This window comes from Allobosea sp., assembly GCF_051860145.1.
Lineage (GTDB): Bacteria > Pseudomonadota > Alphaproteobacteria > Rhizobiales > Beijerinckiaceae > Allobosea.
In genome coordinates this window covers 479,793-498,819 of record NZ_JBHYEM010000002.1, presented here as the reverse complement: position 1 = coordinate 498,819, position 19,027 = coordinate 479,793, and the positions used below count along the sequence as shown (strand labels likewise).

At 66.8% G+C, this 19,027-nt stretch carries 17 protein-coding genes; 6 read left to right on the top strand and 11 right to left on the bottom strand.

All coding sequences use genetic code 11. The features are described 5' to 3' along the window. The 6 genes from ACTIF2_RS05650 to ACTIF2_RS05625 all read right to left on the bottom strand — a co-directional run. Positions 1–1,310 (bottom strand): amidohydrolase family protein (locus tag ACTIF2_RS05650; protein WP_439496063.1); only part of this gene is annotated, 1,310 nt, incomplete at its 3' end. 201 nt (positions 1,311–1,511) lie between these two features. Beyond that, the gene (locus ACTIF2_RS05645; protein WP_439496062.1) at positions 1,512–3,119 is read right to left on the bottom strand and encodes an ABC transporter substrate-binding protein; all 1,608 of its coding nucleotides are present in this window, start codon (positions 3,117–3,119) and stop codon (positions 1,512–1,514) included. A gap of 55 nt (positions 3,120–3,174) precedes the next feature. Then, the gene (locus ACTIF2_RS05640; protein ID WP_439496061.1) at positions 3,175–4,071 is read right to left on the bottom strand and encodes an ABC transporter permease; all 897 of its coding nucleotides are present in this window, start codon (positions 4,069–4,071) and stop codon (positions 3,175–3,177) included. Further along, positions 4,064–5,008: an ABC transporter permease gene (locus ACTIF2_RS05635; RefSeq protein ID WP_439496060.1), complete on the bottom strand. Its 945-nt coding sequence runs from the start codon at positions 5,006–5,008 to the stop codon at positions 4,064–4,066. The genes ACTIF2_RS05640 and ACTIF2_RS05635 overlap by 8 nt, the downstream gene beginning before the upstream one ends. 16 nt (positions 5,009–5,024) lie before the next feature. Further along, a complete protein-coding gene (locus tag ACTIF2_RS05630; RefSeq protein WP_439496059.1) occupies positions 5,025–6,650 on the bottom strand; it encodes an amidohydrolase in 1,626 nt (541 codons plus the stop codon). 212 nt (positions 6,651–6,862) lie between these two features. Continuing rightward, the gene (locus tag ACTIF2_RS05625) at positions 6,863–8,191 is read right to left on the bottom strand and encodes an NAD(P)/FAD-dependent oxidoreductase (protein WP_439496058.1); all 1,329 of its coding nucleotides are present in this window, start codon (positions 8,189–8,191) and stop codon (positions 6,863–6,865) included. 316 nt (positions 8,192–8,507) lie between these two features. Between ACTIF2_RS05625 and ACTIF2_RS05620 the strand changes: the two genes are divergently transcribed. The 5 genes from ACTIF2_RS05620 to ACTIF2_RS05600 all read left to right on the top strand — a co-directional run bounded on the left by ACTIF2_RS05620 (position 8,508) and on the right by ACTIF2_RS05600 (position 14,532). Continuing rightward, the gene (locus ACTIF2_RS05620) at positions 8,508–9,359 is read left to right on the top strand and encodes a VOC family protein (RefSeq protein ID WP_439496057.1); all 852 of its coding nucleotides are present in this window, start codon (positions 8,508–8,510) and stop codon (positions 9,357–9,359) included. Between the two features lie 98 nt (positions 9,360–9,457). Continuing rightward, complete coding sequence (locus ACTIF2_RS05615) at positions 9,458–11,062, top strand: ABC transporter substrate-binding protein (RefSeq protein WP_439496056.1); 1,605 nt, start codon at positions 9,458–9,460, stop codon at positions 11,060–11,062. Between the two features lie 40 nt (positions 11,063–11,102). Further along, positions 11,103–12,080 (top strand): ABC transporter permease, encoded by a 978-nt coding sequence (locus ACTIF2_RS05610; protein ID WP_439496055.1) that lies wholly within the window; start codon positions 11,103–11,105, stop codon positions 12,078–12,080. A 2-nt stretch (positions 12,081–12,082) separates the two neighbouring features. Further along, positions 12,083–12,913, top strand: coding sequence for an ABC transporter permease (locus ACTIF2_RS05605; RefSeq protein ID WP_439496054.1), 831 nt, complete (start codon positions 12,083–12,085; stop codon positions 12,911–12,913). Continuing rightward, complete coding sequence (locus ACTIF2_RS05600; RefSeq protein WP_439496053.1) at positions 12,910–14,532, top strand: ABC transporter ATP-binding protein; 1,623 nt, start codon at positions 12,910–12,912, stop codon at positions 14,530–14,532. Before ACTIF2_RS05605 ends, ACTIF2_RS05600 begins: the two co-directional genes overlap by 4 nt. Here the strand turns inward: ACTIF2_RS05600 and ACTIF2_RS05595 are convergent. Genes ACTIF2_RS05595 through ACTIF2_RS05585 form a run of 3 tightly spaced genes read right to left on the bottom strand, consistent with a single transcriptional unit; the run spans position 14,529 to position 17,369 of the window. Continuing rightward, positions 14,529–15,146 (bottom strand): hypothetical protein, encoded by a 618-nt coding sequence (locus tag ACTIF2_RS05595; RefSeq protein ID WP_439496052.1) that lies wholly within the window; start codon positions 15,144–15,146, stop codon positions 14,529–14,531. The genes ACTIF2_RS05600 and ACTIF2_RS05595 overlap by 4 nt on opposite strands. A 24-nt stretch (positions 15,147–15,170) precedes the next feature. Further along, positions 15,171–16,586: a mannose-1-phosphate guanylyltransferase/mannose-6-phosphate isomerase gene (locus tag ACTIF2_RS05590; RefSeq protein WP_439496051.1), complete on the bottom strand. Its 1,416-nt coding sequence runs from the start codon at positions 16,584–16,586 to the stop codon at positions 15,171–15,173. Between the two features lie 15 nt (positions 16,587–16,601). Further along, positions 16,602–17,369 (bottom strand): hypothetical protein, encoded by a 768-nt coding sequence (locus tag ACTIF2_RS05585; RefSeq protein ID WP_439496050.1) that lies wholly within the window; start codon positions 17,367–17,369, stop codon positions 16,602–16,604. Positions 17,370–17,723: 354 nt separating this feature from the next. Here ACTIF2_RS05585 and ACTIF2_RS05580 point away from each other — a divergent pair, with 354 nt between their 5' ends. Continuing rightward, positions 17,724–18,176 (top strand): hypothetical protein, encoded by a 453-nt coding sequence (locus ACTIF2_RS05580; RefSeq protein WP_439496049.1) that lies wholly within the window; start codon positions 17,724–17,726, stop codon positions 18,174–18,176. Here ACTIF2_RS05580 and ACTIF2_RS05575 read toward each other — a convergent pair. Both ACTIF2_RS05575 and ACTIF2_RS05570 read right to left on the bottom strand, forming a co-directional pair. Continuing rightward, complete coding sequence (locus ACTIF2_RS05575) at positions 18,139–18,591, bottom strand: MaoC family dehydratase (protein WP_439496048.1); 453 nt, start codon at positions 18,589–18,591, stop codon at positions 18,139–18,141. The genes ACTIF2_RS05580 and ACTIF2_RS05575 overlap by 38 nt on opposite strands. Continuing rightward, positions 18,588–19,013 carry a hotdog family protein gene (locus ACTIF2_RS05570; protein ID WP_439496047.1) on the bottom strand — a complete coding sequence of 142 codons (426 nt, stop codon included), beginning with the start codon at positions 19,011–19,013 and terminating at the stop codon, positions 18,588–18,590. The genes ACTIF2_RS05575 and ACTIF2_RS05570 overlap by 4 nt, the downstream gene beginning before the upstream one ends. Positions 19,014–19,027 lie beyond the last annotated feature (14 nt).

Genomic DNA, 19,027 nt, shown 5'->3' with positions numbered 1-19,027 from the left:
TCCATGGTCAGGACCTTGCCGTTGGCGACGACCGTGACGCCGTCGACGATGACGGTCGTAACGGCGCGCTCGCCCGCGGCATAGATCAGGCTGCGGATCGGATCGCGCAGCGGGCGCATCATCGGGTGGGTGACGTCGACCAGCACGATGTCGGCCTTGGCGCCCTTGGCGAGGCGGCCGATGTCGTCGCGGCCGAGCGCCTTGGCGCTGCCCAGCGTCGCGGCGTTGAAGGCGTCCGAGGTGCGCAGGTCGAACACGTCCTCCGCCATCATGCGCGAGCCGATGCAGACGGCGCGCAACTCTTCCAGCATGTGGTGGGGATAGGTGTCGGTGCCGATGCCGACATTGACGCCGGCGGCGACATATTGGCCGAAGCTCTGCATCGCGATGCCGCGGCGCTGGAACACGATCGGGCAATGGGCGACATTCGTGCCGGTCTCGACGAGGCAGCCGAGATCGTCGGTCGCCGGCCATTTCACCGAGGAGTGGTGGTCGAGGAAGATGCCGTGGCCGATGATCGAGAAAGGCCCGAGCACATCGAGCGATTCCAGCCATTCGACCGGCGTCATGCCGTGGCGGCGGGTGATCTCGTGGAACTCGACGACGCTCTGGGCGGCGTGGATCTGCATCGGCAGCTTGCGCGCCTCGGCCTCGGCGAGGCTGGCCTGGATCAGCTCGGGCGTGCAGGTGTCGATCTGCGAGGGCGAGACCATGCCGGAGAGCCGGCCTGAATCGTCGGCTGCGACCGTGTCGAGCAGCTTCATCGCCGCCGCCATCGCAGCCTCGCCGGCCTTGGCGTCCCATTCGTATTTCGCGAGATGGCCATTGTCTGTGTACCAGCGCGCCGAGCGGTACATCGGCGAGAAGACTGCTCGCAGGCCCGAGGCCTTGAAGGTCTCGAGCCAGCCGTCCCAGGCCACCGACATGTCGACCAGCGTGGTGACGCCGGACATCAGCAGCTCGGAATAGGTCACCTGCGCGCAGGACCTGATGCCCTTCGCGTCGCAGCGGAAGAGCGGCATGAACTCGTAGAGCGCGGTGCCATACATCTTGGCGCTGCCGAGCTCGTCGTTCCAGCCCTTCGCCATCGCCTCGGAGGAGGGGTGCGAGTGGATGTTGACGAAGCCGGGCATGACCATCCTGCCGCGACCGTCGACGGTGACATCGGCCTTGCCGCGATAGCCGCCGCCGACATGGACGATGCGGTCGCCGTCATAGGCGACGTCGCCGTCGCGCAAATAGACATGGCCCTTCGCCTTGGCGTCATAGGCGACGATCCAGCTTGCGTTGCGAATGACGGTGACGGGCATGGCAGGCTCCGGTGTGGTGCGAGGCGTCGGGTTTGCCCTTCTCCCCTTGCGGGAGAAGGTGGCTCGGCGAAGCCGAGACGGATGAGGGGTCGTCGTGCCCTCTCCGGATAACGGGGTCGGAGCGCGGAGACGGCGGCGCGACCCCTCACCCCAACCCTCTCCCGCAGGGGGAAAGGGGGTTCTGGTGGCGTTTCCCGCGCCTTACCGCACGAATTTCAGGTCGAGGCCCTTGTAGAGGCCGCAGCCATAGATGTTGTGGGCCTTGAAGGGGGCGAGCTTGGCGGAAGCCGCGATCTTCATCGGCTCGTGATAGAGCGGCAGCCAGACGGCGGCCTCGTGCACCTTCTTCAGCACCTCGCCATAGGCGGCGGCGCGGTCGCCGTCGTTGAGCGCGGTGATACCCTTGGTGAGCAGCTCGTCGGTCTGCGGGTCCTTCCAGTTCATCCGGTTCGGGGTCGGCGCGTTGGTGGACGGGAAATACAGGTTCAGCGCGTCGCCGGCGGAGATGTAGGGAAAGCTCATCCCGAACATGTCGAATTCCTGGGTCGCCATCTTGCCCCAGGCGATGGTGGCGTCGAAGAGCTGGATGCGCAGGTCGACGCCGACCTTGCGCAGGTCGCCCTGGATCGCCTCCATCAGCTTCTGCCAGGTCGAGCCGGTGAAGCCGTAGACGATGGGCGAGAGCTTCTTGCCGTCCTTGGCGCGGAAGCCGTCGGAACCCTTCACCCAGCCGGCGGCGTCGAGGAGCTTGTTGGCTTCAGTGACGTTGGTCTTGATCAGGTTCGGCGTCAGCGCCTTGTCCCAGTCGAGCGCCTCGGTCGAGATGTAGCTATAGGCGGGCTCGACCTCGCCGAAATAGAGATTATCGGCGATCGCCTTCTGGTCGACGGCCATCACCATGGCCTTGCGCACGGCCGGGTCGTTGACGCCCTCCTTGTCGACCTTGAAGCCGACGAAATAGGTCCAGAAGGCCTCCTTCGACTCGACCAGTTTCATGTTCTTGTTGGCGCGCAGCTGCGCCATGCCCGAATAGGGCACATATTGCGTGACCTGGGTCTGGCCGGTCATCGCGGCGGCGAGGCGGGTGTTCTCCTCCGGCACGATGCGCCAGACGATCTCTTCGATATGGGCCGGGCCGGTGTTCTCGTAGATCGGCGGACCCCATTTATAGGCGGCGTGGCGCTTCAGCCGGAACTCGTTGCGCGGCTTCCAGTCGCCCCAGCAATAGGGGCCGGTGCCGTTGAAGCCCTTGACGCCGAAATCGGCGCCGAGCGCCTCGACATTGGCCTTGTCGATGATGACGGCGAAGCTCTGGGTGAGCTGGTAGAGCAGTTCGGAGAAGGGCGCCTTGAGCTTGTATTCGACGGTGGTGTCGTCGGTGGCGACGACGTCCTCGATCTTGCCGGCACGCCAGGCGACCGGCGAGCGGGTGGCCGGGTCGATCCAGCGCTTGATCGAATAGACCACGTCCTGCGCCGTCAGCTTCTTGCCGTCGCAAAAGGAAACGTCGTCGCGCAGCTTGAACGTATAGGTCTTGCCGTCGGGCGAGATCGTCCAGCTCTTGGCGATGCCGGGCTTGATCGTCGACATGTCGTGGTCGAGCGAGACCAGCGTGTCGGCCATCATGAAGAGCACTTCGGAGGCGGCGCGCGCCGTCGAGCGGTGCGGGTCGTAGCGGTCGCTGTCGACCTCACGCACGATGGTGATGCTGGCATTCGAGCCCTGGGCCGAAGCCGGGCCGGCGAAGGCGGCGACGGCGAGCATGCCGGCGACGGCCGTTTTAGCCAGGATCTGTCTGGTCAGGTTCACTGTCACTCTCCCCTTTTCGTTGAACGGAATCGGTCTTGCGTGATGGTGTCTCGCCTCAGGTGTTTCTCAGGCGTGGATCGAGCACGTCGCGCAGGGCGTCGCCGAGCACGTTGGCGCAGAGCACGATGAAGATGATGGCGAGGCTCGGCAGCAGCGAGATATGCGGCGCGAAGAACAGCGCGTCGCGGCCGAGCGAGGCCATCATGCCGAGCTCGGCCTCGGGCGGGCGCACGCCGAGGCCGAGGAAGGAGAGCGCGGCGCCGATCAGGATGATCTGGCCGAAGCGCAGCGTCATGAAGACGAAGACCGAGGACAGGCAGTTCAGCGCGAGATAGCGCCAGATCAGCGTGCGGTCGGGCAGGCCGACGGCGCGGCCGGCCTCCATGTAGTCCTGGCCCATGACGACGACGGCGGCGCTGCGGGTGATGCGTGCGACGTCGGGAATCGTCGCGATCGAGAGCGCGATGACGATGGCGGTGAGTCCCGGCCCGACGACGGCGGCGAGCGCCAGTCCGAGCAGGATCGCCGGGAAGGAGAGCAGGATGTCGGCGAAGCGCATGACATAGGGGTCGATGCGCCGGTAATAGGCCGAGAGCAGGCCGAACACGGCGCCGATGCCGCCGCCGATGATGACGGAGGCGAGCCCCATCACCAGCGTCAGCCGCGTGCCGTAGAGCAGGCGCGAGAGCATGTCGCGGCCCTGGCCGTCGGTGCCGAGCCAGTATTGCGGCAGCGAGCCTTCGCTCCAGAATGGCGGGATGAAGGGGCGGCGCGTCGTCTCGTAGGGGTCGAAGGGCGCAAGCCAGGGCGCAAACAACGCGGCCAGCGCCATCAAGGCGAGAATGAGGGCGGCGGCGAAGGCGAGGCGGTCCTTGAGGATGCGCCGCCAGATCGGCGAGCCGGCGCGGCGCCGTGCGGGAGCGGATACCGGGGCGATGCCGACATCAGCCATGCTTCTGCACCCTCGGGTCGAGCGCGGCATAGAGCATGTCGACGATCAGGTTGATGACGAGGAAGGCGATGGCGAGGACGAGGATAGCGCCCTGGGCCAGCGGAAAATCGCTGGCGAGGATCGCGCCGACCGCGAGCCGCCCGACGCCGGGCCAAGAATAGATCGTCTCGGTGACGACAGCGCCGCCGAGCAGATAGCCGGCCTGCAGGCCGATCAGCGTCACCACGGGGATCAGCGCGTTGCGCAGGACATGGCGGATGATCACCGTGCGTTCCGCCAGCCCCTTGGCGCGGGCGGTGCGGACATGGTCGGCATTGAGGACCTCGAGCGCCGCGGTGCGCGTCATGCGTGCGATCGGGCCGATGAAGATCAGGCCGAGCGTCAGGGCCGGCAGCGCGATCGAGGCGAGGCCGGAGGCGCTCCAGAGCGGGCCGCCGCGGCCGATGAAGGGCAGCAGCTCCCACTGGTAGCCGATATACTGCATCAGGATCAGGCCGATGAAGAAGACCGGGGTCGAGACGCCGGCGACCGAGATCGCGATCACCAGCCGATCGAGGAAGCGGCCGCGATTGACGGCGGCGATGGTGCCGAGCGCGATGCCGACCGGAATCGCCCAGATGAGGCAGGCGAGCATCAGCTCGACCGTCGGGCCGATCGCCTCGGCGAGCTCGTCCGTGACCCGCGTGTTGGAGATCAGCGAGACGCCGAGATCGCCTTGCAGCACGCGCGCCATGTAATAGGCGAACTGCACGAAGATCGGCCGGTCGAGCCCCATATCGGTGCGGATCTGGGCGATGAGCTCCGGGCTTGCCGTCGGCCCGGCGATGATCGCGGCAGGGTCGGCCGGGACGAGCTGGAGCAGCAGGAAGCCGAAGAGCAGGACGCCGAACAGGACCGGCACCGAAAGCGCGAGGCGCGAGGCGACATGGTTCAGCATCGGATCGCGGCTTCCATCATGCATCCGCCTCGTAGACGACCTTGCCGTCGAGGATGGTCAGGTCGCAGCGCGTCTCGTGCAAGAGCTGTTCCGGCGTCGCTTTCGACAGGTCGCGGGAATAGATCGCGACATCGGCCGCCATGCCGGGCAGAAGCCGGCCGCGCCCGGTCTCGCAGCGGTTCACATAGGCGCCGAAATCGGTATAGGCGGCGATGACCTCGTCGATGGTCATTGCCTGGTCGGCGCCGATCACCGTGCCGCGCGAGGTCTTGCGGGTCAGCATCGTGTAGATGTTCGGCCAGATGTTCACGTCGCAGACCGGCGCATCCGAGGAGGCGGCGGGCTTCAGCCCGGCCGCGATCCAGTCGCGCATCGGATAGGCCGGATGGACGCGCTCGGGCTCCATGACGGACAAATAGAGATCGCCGAAATCATAGTGGAAGACCGGCTGCGGCACGGGCTCGATGCCGAGCCTGACCATGCGCGCGATCTGCTCGGGCGTGTTGAAGCCGCAATGCTCGATGCGGTGGCGGCGGTCCGGATCGGGATGGGCCTGGAGCGCCTTTTCCATGGCGTTCAGCGTCTGCTCGATCGCGGCGTCGCCGATCGCGTGGACGGCGAGCTGGTAGCCCTTGGCGTGATAGTCCAGCGTCAGCGCGTCCATCTCTGAATCGGTCAGGCAGAAGATGCCACTGGTCTCCGGCTCGCCGAGATAGGGCTCGCTCATCGCCGCGGTGCGCCCGCCGGCCGAGCCGTCGGTGAAGATCTTGACCGGCCCGACGCTGAGCCAGTCGTCGCCGGCGCCGGTGACCAGTCCATCCTCGAAGCAGTCCTCGACGATGCCGTTATGGCCGCCGAGTAGGCACATATTGGTGCGCACCGGCAGCTGGCCGCTGCGCTGCGCCGTCCGGTAGGCCGCGACCTCGCGATAATGCGAGCGCATGCCGACGGCGGCGTCCATGACGCTGGTGATGCCGAAGGAGTTGCAATAGCGCCCGGCGCGCTCGATCGCGGCGACGAGCTCCTCGTCGGTCGGATCGGGAAGGATCTTCTTGATCGGATCGCGGCCGTTCTCGGCCATCAGCCCGGTCAACGAGCCATTGACCTGCTCGATCGCGCCGCCCGCCGGCACCGGCGTCGTCTCATCGATGCCGGCGAGCTTGAGCGCCAGCGAATTGGCGACGGAGAGATGGCCGCAGGCGCGCACGATATAAACCGGGTTGTCGGGCGCGGCGCGGTCAAGCTCGGTGCGGTGCGGATGCCGCTTCACGTCCAGCTCGAAATGGTCATAGCCGCGCGCCAGGATCCACTGGCCCGGCTTCACCTCGGCGGCGCGCCTGGCGATCATGTCGAGCAGGTCGTCCAGCGTGCGCACGTATCGCGGCCGGATATCGAGCTCCATCATCGCCAGGCCGAGCGGCAGCAAATGCAGATGCGCCTCGTAGAGGCCAGGCGTCGCCATGCGGCCCTTAAGGTCGATGACCTTGGTGGCAGGCCCGATCAGCGGCTCGATCTCGGCGGGCGTCCCGGTCGCCAGAACCTTTCCGGACCAGAGCGCGATGGCGCCGGCATAGCCTTCCTTGAGACCGAGATAGACCGGACCGTTGGTCAGGACGATGTCGGCTTTCGGCAGCACGGCCATGCTTTTGTTCCTCCCGGGACAAAAGCATGGCATGCGGTCGCCGGCTCCTTCAATGCCGGTTTGCATGCAAAACGGGCATGGGACCGCCCGCGCCGCCGCACAAGCGGGCAGGTCGCGCTCCTCGCGCAATCATGTTCTGAAACCGCGGCCAATTCTGCAGAATCTTAGACGAAAGTCGTAAATTTAGGCGTGTTCTGCAGACGGCTTCGCATTCAGATCTCGGCCGCGTCGAGTCGGCGATAGAGCGGGAGGGCGAAGGGCGCGATCCTGCGCACGACATCGCGGAAGGGCTGCGGCTTCGGCTCCGACAGCGGCAGGCCGAGCGTCTCGATCGGCGCGCCTTGCGTCGCACGGGCGAGCTCGCGTCCGAGCGAGATCGAGAGCGCCACCGCCCGGCCGTTGCAGCCGACCCAGGCGAAGCCGTCCGGCCCCAGCCGGTGGATGCGGGGGAAGCCCGGGACCTGTGGCCGAGTCAGCTTGTCCGGCGTCATGCCGACATAACCGGACCAGACATAGTCGAACGTCACGTCGCCGATCTGCGGCCAGAGACGCTTCAGCCGCGCGGCGACCTGCGGGCGGAGATTGGCGCCGCCCTCGCCCGGGAAGATTGCGGCCCCGCCGGTGACCAGCCGGCTGCGCGCGTCCCAGCGAGCGAAATAGAGCTCGCGATGGGTGTCGGACATGGCCTGCCGGTCCGGGATGATGGTCCTGGCGACATTGTCGCTGATCGGCGTCGTCGCCATTTGCCAGGACAGGACCGGAATGACCTCGCTCGCGATCTCCGGGGCGAGGTCGCGCTCGAACTCGCCGGTATAGGCGTTGGTGGCGAGCACCAGGGCGCGCGCCGTGACCGCGCCTTTCGGCGTCTTCACGGTCCAGCGGCCGTTCGCGTGGGTCATGGAGGTCGCCGGCGAGCGGGCATGAATGACGGCGCCGAGTCTTAGGGCGACCTCGGCGAGGCCACGGGTCAGCGCCAGCGGGTTGATATGGCCGCCGGTGCGGTTCCAGAAGCCGCCGAACCAGGCGTCCGAGCCGAGCATCCCGGCGGTGGCTTCACGGTCGAGAAGCTCGACCGGCGCGCCGATCGCCGACCACTCCTTCACCCGCTTCTCGGCGAGCTTGAACCGGCCCGGCGAATGCACCGGCTGGACCCAGCCGGCCTGCTCGGCCTCTGCCGGGATGTCGTATTTGCGGACGAGGTCGAAGAGATACTGGGCGCTGTCGCGCAGCACCGCGTTGAACCGTTCGCCAGCCTCGCCATGACGTTTCACCATGGCGGAGGGATCGTGCCCGGCCAGCGTCGGGATGACCTGCCCGTTATTGCGCCCCGAAGCGCCCCAGCCGGGCTCGGCCGCTTCCAGCACCACGACCTCGACGCCGGCCTCGCGCAAATGGATCGCCGTCGACAGGCCGGTGAAGCCGGCGCCGATCACCACGACATCGGCGCTGATCTCGCCCGCGAGCGCTGCGAGTTCCGGGCCGGGCCGGGCTGTCGCGGCCCAGAGCGAGGGCGGCCAGGTGACGGAGGGCGAGGTGGTCATCAGCGGTCTTTCGGAAGGTTGCCAACGGTCCTGTCAGCGGTCTGCGCGCCATCCTTGCCGCCAGGACGCTCCGGTCGCAAGTAGGCTTGTTCGGCTGGATATGCCGATGAAGAAGGATTTTCTATAAGTTGAAGATAACTCGAGCATAATCTTCCAAATTCGCGCGTCCATTCCCAAGCTATTGAAATGACTATTCTCCCGACGCTATGTGTGCGGTGCAGCGTGGGATGCCGGAATCGTCACGACGAGGCCGTTGCGCCCCGCTCTCCATTCGGATGAACTCACAGGTATCGGGTTCTTGTCACAAGGGGGCGTCATGCCGCTCAAGCATATTCTCGGCCTCGACCATGTGGTCGTCACCGTCCGCGACCTGGACGCCTCGGCCCGGCAATGGCAGAGCCTCGGCTTCACCGTCTCGCCGCGCGGCACGCATTCGCCGATCCTCGGCACCGGCAACTACACGATCATGTTCGGCGAGGATTATCTCGAGCTGCTCGGCGTGCTGACCGAGACCGAGCAGAACAAGCCGACCCGCGACTATCTCAAGAACCGCGAGGGGCTCGAACGCGCCGCCTTCACCACCGACGATGCCGCCGCCGGCGCGGAGGAGCTCAAGAGCCGTGGGCTCGCGGCGCTGGGTCCGGTGCATTTCGGCCGCCCGGTCGAGCTGCCGAACGGCGGTACGGGCGAAGCCAGGTTCAACGTCTTCCGCTGGCCGCTCGACGAGAGCCCCGGGGGCTTGCGCATCTTCGCCTGCCAGCATCTGACCCGCGACACGGTCTGGATTCCCGAGTTGCAAACGCATGCCAATGGCGCGAGCCGCATCATCCGCGTCGAAGTGCTGGCGGCCGATCCGAAGGCGGCGGCCGAGCATCTCGGCCGGCTGATCGACGAGCCGGCGAAGCAGCAGGAGGATGGCTGGCTCGTGCCCTCGGGCGGCAAGCGCGCCGATTTTCTGTTCTATGACGAAGCCGGCTTTGCCGCGCGCTATCCCGCCGCCGTGCGCGACGGCGCCGCGACCGGCGGGGCCGCCGCCGTCGTGCTGGCGAGCTCGGATATCGAGGGCGCGGCCGCGGCGCTTGGCCCGGTCGCCGTCACGCATGGCGAGGCCGTCAGCGCTCCGGCGAGCGCCGGCAACGGCGTGATCGTGAGTTTCCTGCCGCAATAGCGCGGCGCCCCCGTTTCGCGATCGGCCCCGTCGATTTGACGGGGCGTTGCTACGACCACATCGTGCCGGCCATGCAGGCCGGATCAAGGAGATCGTCCATGGACATGACCCGCCGCGCCGCGCTGATGACGAGCGCCGCCATCGCCTCCAGCGTGCTGTTCCCGATGCGCTCCTTCGCCCAGAAGACGCCGCGCAAGGGCGGCGTCTTCACGGTCCATTACGGGGCCGAGCAGCGCCAGCTCAATCCCAGCCTCCAGGCCTCGACCGGCGTCTACATCATCGGCGGCAAGATCCAGGAGCAGCTCGTCGACCTCGACGCCAATGGCCAGCCGGTCGGCGTGCTCGCCGAAAGCTGGGAGGCCTCGCCCGACGGCAAGACCATCACCTTCAAGCTGCGCCAGGGCGTGACCTGGCATGACGGCAAGCCCTTCACCTCCGCCGACGTGCAGTTCACGACGATGGAGATGTGGAAGAAGATCCTGAACTACGGCACGACGCTGCAGCTCTTCCTCACCGCCGTCGACACGCCCGACCCGCTCACCGCGGTCTTCCGCTATGAGCGCCCGATGCCGCTGAACCTGCTGCTGCGGGCACTGCCGGATCTCGGCTATGTCTCGCCGCGCCATCTCTACGAGGGCAAGGGCGACATCCGCCAGAACCCGATCAATCTCGCGCCGATCGGCACCGGCCCGTTCAAGTTCGTGACCTATGAGCGCGGCCAGCACGTCATCGCCGAGCGCAACGAGAATTACTGGCGGCCGAACGCGCCCTATCTCGACCGCATCGTCTGGCGCGTCGTCACCGACCGCGCCGCCGCCGCGGCGCAGATGGAGGCGGGGCAGATCCATTACAGCCCGTTCTCGGGCCTGACGATCTCGGACTCGGCGCGCCTCGGCAAGGATCCGCGCTTCATCGTCTCGACCAAGGGCAACGAGGGCAATGCCCGCACCAACACGGTGGAGTTCAATTTCCGCCGCAAGGAGCTCGCCGATATCCGCGTCCGGCGCGCGATCGCGCATGCGCTGGACATCCCGTTCTTCATCGAGAACTTCCTCGGCGACTTCGCCAAGGTCGGCACCGGCCCGGTCCCTTCCGTCTCGACGGATTTCTATCCGGCCGACAACGGCCCGCAATATCCGTTCGACAAGGCGCTTTCCGCCAAGCTGCTCGACGAGGCCGGCTTCAAGGCCGGTGCGGGCGGCACGCGCTTCTCGCTACGCTTGCTGCCGGCGCCCTGGGGCGAGGACATCTCGCTCTTCGCCACCTTCATCCAGCAGTCGCTCGCCAATGTCGGCATCCGTGTCGAGATCGTGCGCAATGATGGCGGCGGCTTCCTGAAGCAGGTCTATGACGACCATGCCTTCGACCTCGCCACCGGTTGGCACCAGTATCGCAACGATCCGGCCGTCTCGACGACGGTGTGGTATCGTTCGGGCCAACCGAAGGGCGCGCCATGGACCAATCAATGGGACTGGACCGATCCGACGATCGACAAGATCATCGACGACGCGGCGACCGAGGTCGACCCGGCCAAGCGCAAGGCGCTCTATGGCGAGTTCGTGCGCCGCGCCAACACAGAGCTGCCGATCTGGACGCCGATCGAGCAGATCTTCCTGACCGCGATCAGCGCCAAGGCCCGCAACCATTCCAACACGCCGCGCTGGGGCTCGAGCTCATGGCACGATCTCTGGCTGGCGGAGTGAGACTCACGCCCGCCGCTGCAGTTCCATTCGGCCCATTCCCATGCGCGTCCTAGCTCTTGCGGGGCGGCGGCTCGCCGCCTCGATCCCGACGCTGATCCTGATCCTGATCGGCGTGTTCCTGCTGCTGCAATTCGCGCCCGGCGACACGGTCGACGCGATGATGGCGCAAATGGGCGGCGGCGATGCCGAGACCGCCCGGCAATTGCGCGAGTTCTACGGGCTCGACCTCTCGGTCTGGGCCCAGCTCGGCAATTATCTGTGGCGGCTGGTCAGGCTCGATCTCGGCTTCTCAGCGATCTATGGCAAGCCGGTCGCGACCGTGATCGCCGAGCGGCTGCCGGCGACCGTGCTGCTGATGACGGCCTCACTGTCCTTCGCATTCTTCTTCGGGCTGATCCTCGGCGTGGTCGCGGCACGCGGCGTCAACAGATGGCCCGACACCCTGATCTCGACGCTCGGGCTGATCTTCTACGCCATGCCGACCTTCTGGTTCGGGCTGATGGCGATCGTCGTCTTCTCGATCTATCTGCAATGGCTGCCCGCCGGCGGGTTCGAGGACATTACGGTCGCCTATTCGGGGTTCCGCCGCACGCTCGACATCGCGCAGCATCTGGTGCTGCCGACATTGACGCTCGGCCTGTTCTATCTGGCGATCTACTTGCGGATCATGCGCGGCTCGATGCTTGAAGTGCTCAATCTCGATTTCGTCCGCACCGCCCGCGCCAAGGGCATGGACGAGACGCGCGTCGTCGTGCGCCATGTGCTGCGCAACGCGCTCCTGCCGATGGTGACGCTGATCGGCCTGCAGGCCGGCACGATGCTCGGCGGCTCGGTCGTGGTGGAGAGCGTGTTCTCGCTGCCGGGGCTCGGCCGGCTCGCCTATGAATCGGTCGTCCAGCGCGATCTCAACACCTTGCTCGGCATCGTCTTCGTCTCGGCCCTGCTGGTGATCACGGTCAATTTCGTGGTCGACCTGCTCTATGCGCGGCTCGACCCGCGCATCACGACGGGAACCTGAGCATGCAGGTTCTGAAGCTCTATTTCCGCAGCCCGCCGGCGATCATCGGCCTCGTCCTGCTGCTGCTCGTGCTGGCGATGGCGCTGACGGCCGACTGGCTCTATCCGCGCGATCCGCTGGCGCTGGCCGGGCGGCCGCTGATCTGGCCGTTCAGCAATCCGCGCTTCCTGCTCGGCACCGACAATTCCGGCCGCGACATCGCCGCGCAAATCTTCCATGGCGCGCGGATCTCGTTGCTGATCGGGCTGGTCGCGACGGCGATCTCGATCCTGATCGGCATCACCATTGGCGCCTTCGCCGGCTATTACGGCGGCGCGGTCGACACCGCCCTGATGCGGGTCACCGAGGCGTTCCAGACCTTGCCGAACTTCCTGCTGCTGCTCGTGCTCGTCGCGGTCTTCGGCTCGACCATCACCACGGTCACGGTCGCCATCGGCATCGTCTCATGGCCGGCCTCGGCCCGGCTGACACGCGCCGAGTTCCTGTCGCTGCGCAGCCGTGAGTTCGTCCAGGCCGGGCGCACGCTGGGCATGAAGGACGTCAAGCTGATCTTCGGCGAGATCCTGCCCAACGCGCTGCCGCCGGTCATCGTCTATGCCAGCGTCGTGATGGCGATCGCGATCCTGCTCGAGAGCGCGCTCGCCTTCCTCAAGCTCTCCGACCCCAATGTCGCGTCCTGGGGCAACCTGATCGGCGTCGGCCGCGATGTCCTTCGCGTTCAATGGTATGTCTCGGCCATTCCCGGAATCGCGATCCTGATCACGGTGCTCGCCGTCTCGCTGGTCGGGCAGGGGCTCAACGACGCCCTCAATCCGAGGCTGAGGGGCCGATGAGCGCGATCCTGACCCTCGACGGCGTGAGCGTGCGGCTGCCGCCTGGCGCCGACCGCTCGCACGCGATGAAGGAGGTGACGCTCTCGGTCGCCGCCAACGAGATCCTGTGCATCGTCGGCGAATCCGGCTCGGGCAAGTCGATGACCGCCAATGCGATCATGCGGCTTCTGCCGGGCGGCGTCGCGATCGATGGCGGCCGCGTGCTGTTCGAGGGGCGCGACCTCGCCGCGATCAGCGAAGCGGAGATGCGCAAGGTGCGCGGCGCCGGCATCGCCATGATCTTCCAGGAGCCGATGACGGCGCTCAACCCGCTGCGCACGATCGGCGACCAGATCGGCGAGATGTTCGAGATCCATGCCGAGCTGCCCGCCGACGAGGTCAAAGCGCGCGTGCTCGGCCTGCTCGAAGAGGTGCGCATTCCCGAGCCGGCGCTGGCGGCGAAAGCCTATCCGCACGAGCTCTCCGGCGGCCAGCGCCAGCGCGCCATGATCGCCATGGCGCTGGCGCTCGATCCGAAGGTGCTGATCGCCGACGAGCCGACGACCGCGCTCGACGTGACGACGCAGGCGCAGATCCTCGAACTCATTCGCGACCTGCAGAAGCGCAAGGGCACGGCGGTGCTGTTCATCACCCATGATTTCGGGGTGGTGGCCGAGATCGCCGACCGCGTGGCCGTGATGAGCCAGGGCCGCGTCGTCGAGGCGGGCGCCGCGAGCGACGTGCTCGAACATCCCCAGCATGCCTATACGCGGCAGCTGATCGCAGCGGTGCCGCCGCTCAAGGCGCCGCCGCCGCGGCCGCTTTCGCCCGAGCCGATCCTGACCATCGACCACGTCTCGAAGACCTACCGGACCGGCGGCTTCCTCGGGCGCGGGCAGCGCGTCACCCATGCGGTCAAGGACGTGTCGCTGGTGCTGCCCAAGGGCGGCACGCTCGGTATCGTCGGTGAATCGGGCTCGGGGAAATCGACGCTGGCGCGCTGCCTCGTGCGCCTGATCGACCCGGAAAGCGGCGAGATCCGGCTGAACGGCCGCGACCTGGCATGCCTGACGCGCGAGGAGATGCGGGCCGAAACGCGCCATATCCAGATGGTGTTCCAGGATCCCTTCGCCTCGCTCAACCCGCGCCGCAAGGCGGGCGAACTTGTGGCGCAGGGCCTGGTCGTCCACGGCATGCCGCGCGCGCAGGCCCTGGCCCGTGCCAGGGAGCTGTTCACGCTGGTCGGGCTCGATCCGGCCTCGACCGACCGCTACCCGCACGAATTCTCCGGCGGCCAGCGCCAGCGGATCGGCCTTGCCCGGGCACTGGCGCTGGAGCCGGACGTCCTCGTCGCCGACGAGCCGGTCTCGGCGCTTGACGTCTCGGTGCAGGCGCAGGTGCTGAAGCTGCTTGCCGAGCTGCGCCAGCGCCTCGGCCTCTCGATCGTCTTCATCACGCATGACCTGCGCGTCGCGGCCCAGGTCTGCGATCTGGTCGCGGTCATGAAAAGCGGAGAGGTGGTCGAGGCCGGCCCGATCGGCTCGGTCTTTGGCAATCCGCAGCACGCCTATACGCGCGCGCTGCTGTCCTCGATCCCCGGGCGGGAGTTCGGCCTGAAGCGCGAGGCTCTGACGGCCTAGCGAACCGGCCTGATGTCCGGCAGCGACGCTTTGGCGAGGCTGTCGATCTGCGCCGGGCGCTTCTGCTTCAGCTCGGCGAGGAAGGCGCGCGCATCCTGGCTGCCATAGGCGCGATGGCTGATCGCGAATAGCAGCAGCCCCGCGCGTCCGCGGCCGGCATAGCGATAGGCGTTCCATTCGACGATGGTTTCGCCACGCTCGTTCTTCGCACTGACGATGAAATCGAGAAGGACCTCGCCGGTCTTGTCGTTCTTGATGACGCTCATATTGACGAGCGGGTCGTTCGCCTTGCGCTGGTTCAGGCTCTTCATCTGGGCGGAAGCGGCGTCGAGAGGGGTCGTATTGCCGGCCAGTGCCTCGACCATCACCATGCGGGTATAGGTCTGGGGCGACTGGCCCTTCGGCAGATATTCCTGCTTGACGTATCCAGCCCCGGTTCGCGTGCTCCAGGCCAGCTCAAAATCCGTGCCGTCGAACCGGATCGGTCCGGGAACGCCGAGATGGTCGACGATCTTCGTCTGCGCCGAGAGGGGCGTGGCCATGATCGCGGCGAGACAGAGCGCCGCGCAAATGTTCAGGAACAGCCGCAGGGTTGCGCTGGCGCGGTCGGGCATCGCCTCCTCCACGCGCATGGTCGCTCAGACGCGCGCGTAGATGTCCTCGTAGCGGATAATGTCGTCCTCGCCCAGATAGCTGCCGGACTGGACCTCGATGATCTCGAGCGGGATCTTGCCGGGATTGACGAGGCGGTGGACGCAGCCGAGCGGCAGATAGATCGATTCGTTCTCGCGCAGCAGCACGATTTCCGCGTCGCGCGTGACCTCGGCCGTGCCCTGGACGACGACCCAATGCTCGGCGCGGTGGCGATGGCTCTGCAGCGAGAGCTTCTGTCCCGGATCGACGAGGATGCGCTTGACCTGGAAGCGCGTGCCGAGATCGAGCGTCTGGTAATAGCCCCAGGGCCGATAGACGCGGCGGGATGAGACGACGCTGGGATGATGGCGCGCCTTCAGCGCCTCGAAGGCACCCTTGACCGCTTCGGCCTTGCCGCGCTGGGCGACCAGGACGGCGTCGTCCTCGACCACCACGACGACATCCTCCATGCCGACCAGCACCGTCATCGGCCCGCTGGTCTGGGCATAGCTGTTGCGGCTGTCGACGAGCTCGACGGCGCCATGGCTGGCATTGCCCCTGTCGTCCTGCCCGGATGCCTCCCAGACGCTGGACCAGTTGCCGACATCCGACCAGCCGAAGGCGGCGGGCACCACGCTGGCGAGCGCCGTCTTCTCCATCAGCGCATAGTCGATCGATTTCTTCGGCGCCCCGGCGAAGGCTTTTGCGTCCAGCCGCGAGAAGCCGAGATCCTCCTTCGCGCCCGCGACTGCAGCCGAGGCGGCCTGGACGATCTCCGGCTCGAAACCGGCGAGCTCCGCCAGGAAGGCGTCGCTGCGGAACAGGAACATGCCGCTATTCCAGAGATGGCTGTCCTTGATATAGCGCGCCGCCGTCTCTGCATCGGGCTTCTCGACGAAGCGGGTCACTGTCTTGACGCCGGGATGGCTGTCCGGCCCGGCCTCGATATAGCCGTAGCCGGTCGCCGGATGGTCGGGGATCATGCCGAAGGTGACGATCCGGCCATCCTGCGCGGCGACGCTGCCCCGGCTCACGGCGGCGCAGAAGGCGGTCTCGTCCATCACCAGGTGGTCGGAGGGCAGCACCATCATGCTCGCGCCCGGATGATGCGCCTCGACGAAGGCGGCCGCGGCGGCGATGGCGGGGCCGGAATCGCGGCGGGCCGGCTCGAGCAGGATATGGCCCTCGATGCCCAGCTGCATCATCTGGCTGGCGACGAGGAAGCGGAAATCCTCATGCGTGACGACGAGCGGGGCCGCAAAGAGCGGGCCGGTGACGCGCGCCAGCGTCTTCTGGAACATCGACTGCTCGCCGAGCAGCGCGATGAACTGCTTCGGAAAGGATTCGCGCGAGGCCGGCCAGAGGCGCGAGCCCGCGCCGCCGCAAATGATGACGGGAACGATCAGACCGGTCGATGTCAAAGCTCTTCACTCACGCTATTCGGATGAGGCCTTCGGCTCCGTGCCGGCAGGCCGCAATCCCGGGCCGGTCCACCAGTTGCCGAACATTTCGACGGCCATGCGCTCGTTCCGGCCGCAATTGTTGACGCCGCGGTTCAGCGACGCCTTCAGCGAGAGCGGCGTCTCGATCGGCAGGCTGTCGCCCTTGACGACCCAGCGCTCGATGCCGCGCTTGGCCAGGTGCCCCGCGATCCAGACATCGTCGACCCATAGGGCCCGCTCCGGCGCCAGTTCGATCTCGTGGACGTCCTGGTCGAGTACATGCGGGGGCAGCAGATAGCCCCAGGATCCGAGCAGGACATCGACGCGCTGATCGCGCGCGATGGCGCAGGAAAAGGCATGGCGGGTCTCGCGCGAATCCTTGCCGGCCTGGACCTGCCAGCCGCGCAGCCCGACGACGGCAGCGGGGCGCCGGCGATGGGCGGCGAGCAGGGTCTCGACGAAATTGAACGGATAGATGACGTCGTCATCGACGGTGATGATGACGGAATCGGGCTCGGCCTTCAGCGTCGGCAGCAGCTTGGTCGCTGGCCCGATATCCTCGCAGCGCAGGATGTCGATGCCCTTTGGAAGTCCCTTGGGAGCAGGGTAGGGCAGTCCGCTTCGACGCGACGTCTCGGGAAGCGCCAGGATGATCCGGTCGGCCGGGCAGCTCTGGTCGAGCAGGCTGCGCAGGACGGGAACGATGCCCGGCAGACGCTCGGGGATCGTCGAGAGAGTGATGACGATCCGCTCATCGCGCAACGTAACTTGGCGTGTCCGGCCACGCCCGGCGTGAAGTCGCATGACGCGTGCGAAATCACGCAGCAAATGATGCGGCGGAAGCCGGCGGAAACGTCCAAATAGACTTTTGGCTCGCAGATAAGTCAGGCGGCGTTGCGAAACCAGGGCGCGGTCAAGGCCGGTAGACGTCATTCCAGACAACTCAATCCAGAACCACCGCCGGAACGCCTATCCAACTAACCAGTTTTGAGAGCCTGGATATGCTTCGAAGCATCGGCATGGTTAGAAAAATGCTTCGATCTTTATTGCAATAACGAAGAGCCGCCGTTACGACAATCCCAATTCTGCCATGTTTTCGACAAAAGCGATTCGACGATGTATTCCAGCGACGCGAGCCGCGTGCGAGTTGCCAGTGCTTGGCACGCGCGCGTGTTCACGGGGGCCTATTCCATCTTCGGAGTTGCGGCGCCGGTGCGGATCGACCGCTGGTTTTACGCGGTCACCATTGTTCTTGCGCTGGTGTTTCTGGCGATCGCGGGCCTGGTCTGTCTCGTCATCAACGCCGCGACCTTGCCGTTCGGCGTCTTCGTCGAGCCCGTCTGGCGCCGCAATCCGCGGTTCCGCCTGCTGCGCCTGCCGGGAGGCCTGCCGCTTCTCGTCGTGGCCTCGCTGATACTCGGTCTCTACACCGGCTATCGCCATGTCCTGGCATTCGGCCCGGCCATGACCTTCGGCGGCGCCGCCTTCACGCTCATCCTGGGCGTCGTCTGCTTCGCGGTGGTGATCGCCTTCAACGAGATCCGGCAAAGGGGGACGCGGCCGCGCTAGCCGAGGCTGGAGGGGGCCGGACCAATCTGGTGTGGCCGAGGGCGAGAACCGCCCCGGACAGGTCGCGAAAGAGAACCCGGACGGTCGCCTCGTCACCGGAGGGAGAGGTCACTTTCGCGACCTTGCCGGAGAGCCGGAGCGGCTGCTCGACCAAAGCGGGCCGCATGAAGCGCAGTTCGGCCTCCGCGATGAAGACGTCGGGGCGCCAGGCCGCGACCAGGGGCTCGACCCACGCCATCAGCATCATCCCGTGGAGAGGGCGGCCGGGCAGCCCGGCGGCGATCGCGATCCCGTCGTCGAGGTGGAGCGGGTTGTCGTCTCCTGAAAGGCGCGCGTAGTCGCGCACATGCGCTGCGGTCTTCGCCGCGACGAGGCGCTCCGGCAAGAGCTCGCCTTGCGAAAAGGCCTGGCTCATGCCGGCGCGGCCTCCAGCTTGCCGATGGTGGCGATCTCGCTTCGCATCTCCAGGACGCAGGCTCCGTCTTCGGCGAAGACGGAGCCGCGGAGATGCAATTGCCGTCGCGCGCCGCCCCGGTCGAAGATCGAGACGCGGAGGGTCAGCGTCTCGTCGATCAGCAGGCTGCGCCGGTAGTGGAAGCTCTGGGCCTGATGGACCGGAATGCGCCCGGCCAGGGCCGAGACCAGCGCCGCGCGGACGCTACCATGCGTCAGCCAGCGAATGGGATAGGTGAAGGGCAAGGCCTCGCCGGCGGGCGGCAGGTCGAGCGTCGCGCACCATTCGTCGACCTCCTCGCGGCTGGCGCAGACCGCGATCGGCCCGACCGTGGCGAGGGGAACGTCCGCTTGCGGTACCAGGGTCGTGTCGTCGTTCGCCATGCGATGTCCCCGGA

Excerpts from the sequence above, each read along its gene's own strand:
- ACTIF2_RS05640 (WP_439496061.1), bottom strand. The coding sequence starts at position 4,071 with ATGGCTGATGTCGGCATCGCCCCGGTATCCGCTCCCGCACGGCGCCGC.
- ACTIF2_RS05635 (WP_439496060.1), bottom strand. The coding sequence starts at position 5,008 with ATGCTGAACCATGTCGCCTCGCGCCTCGCGCTTTCGGTGCCGGTCCTG.
- ACTIF2_RS05630 (WP_439496059.1), bottom strand. The coding sequence starts at position 6,650 with ATGGCCGTGCTGCCGAAAGCCGACATCGTCCTGACCAACGGTCCGGTC.
- ACTIF2_RS05625 (WP_439496058.1), bottom strand. The coding sequence starts at position 8,191 with ATGACCACCTCGCCCTCCGTCACCTGGCCGCCCTCGCTCTGGGCCGCG.
- ACTIF2_RS05620 (WP_439496057.1), top strand. The coding sequence starts at position 8,508 with ATGCCGCTCAAGCATATTCTCGGCCTCGACCATGTGGTCGTCACCGTC.
- ACTIF2_RS05615 (WP_439496056.1), top strand. The coding sequence starts at position 9,458 with ATGGACATGACCCGCCGCGCCGCGCTGATGACGAGCGCCGCCATCGCC.
- ACTIF2_RS05610 (WP_439496055.1), top strand. The coding sequence starts at position 11,103 with ATGCGCGTCCTAGCTCTTGCGGGGCGGCGGCTCGCCGCCTCGATCCCG.
- ACTIF2_RS05605 (WP_439496054.1), top strand. The coding sequence starts at position 12,083 with ATGCAGGTTCTGAAGCTCTATTTCCGCAGCCCGCCGGCGATCATCGGC.
- ACTIF2_RS05600 (WP_439496053.1), top strand. The coding sequence starts at position 12,910 with ATGAGCGCGATCCTGACCCTCGACGGCGTGAGCGTGCGGCTGCCGCCT.
- ACTIF2_RS05595 (WP_439496052.1), bottom strand. The coding sequence starts at position 15,146 with ATGCCCGACCGCGCCAGCGCAACCCTGCGGCTGTTCCTGAACATTTGC.
- ACTIF2_RS05580 (WP_439496049.1), top strand. The coding sequence starts at position 17,724 with ATGTATTCCAGCGACGCGAGCCGCGTGCGAGTTGCCAGTGCTTGGCAC.
- ACTIF2_RS05575 (WP_439496048.1), bottom strand. The coding sequence starts at position 18,591 with ATGAGCCAGGCCTTTTCGCAAGGCGAGCTCTTGCCGGAGCGCCTCGTC.
- ACTIF2_RS05570 (WP_439496047.1), bottom strand. The coding sequence starts at position 19,013 with ATGGCGAACGACGACACGACCCTGGTACCGCAAGCGGACGTTCCCCTC.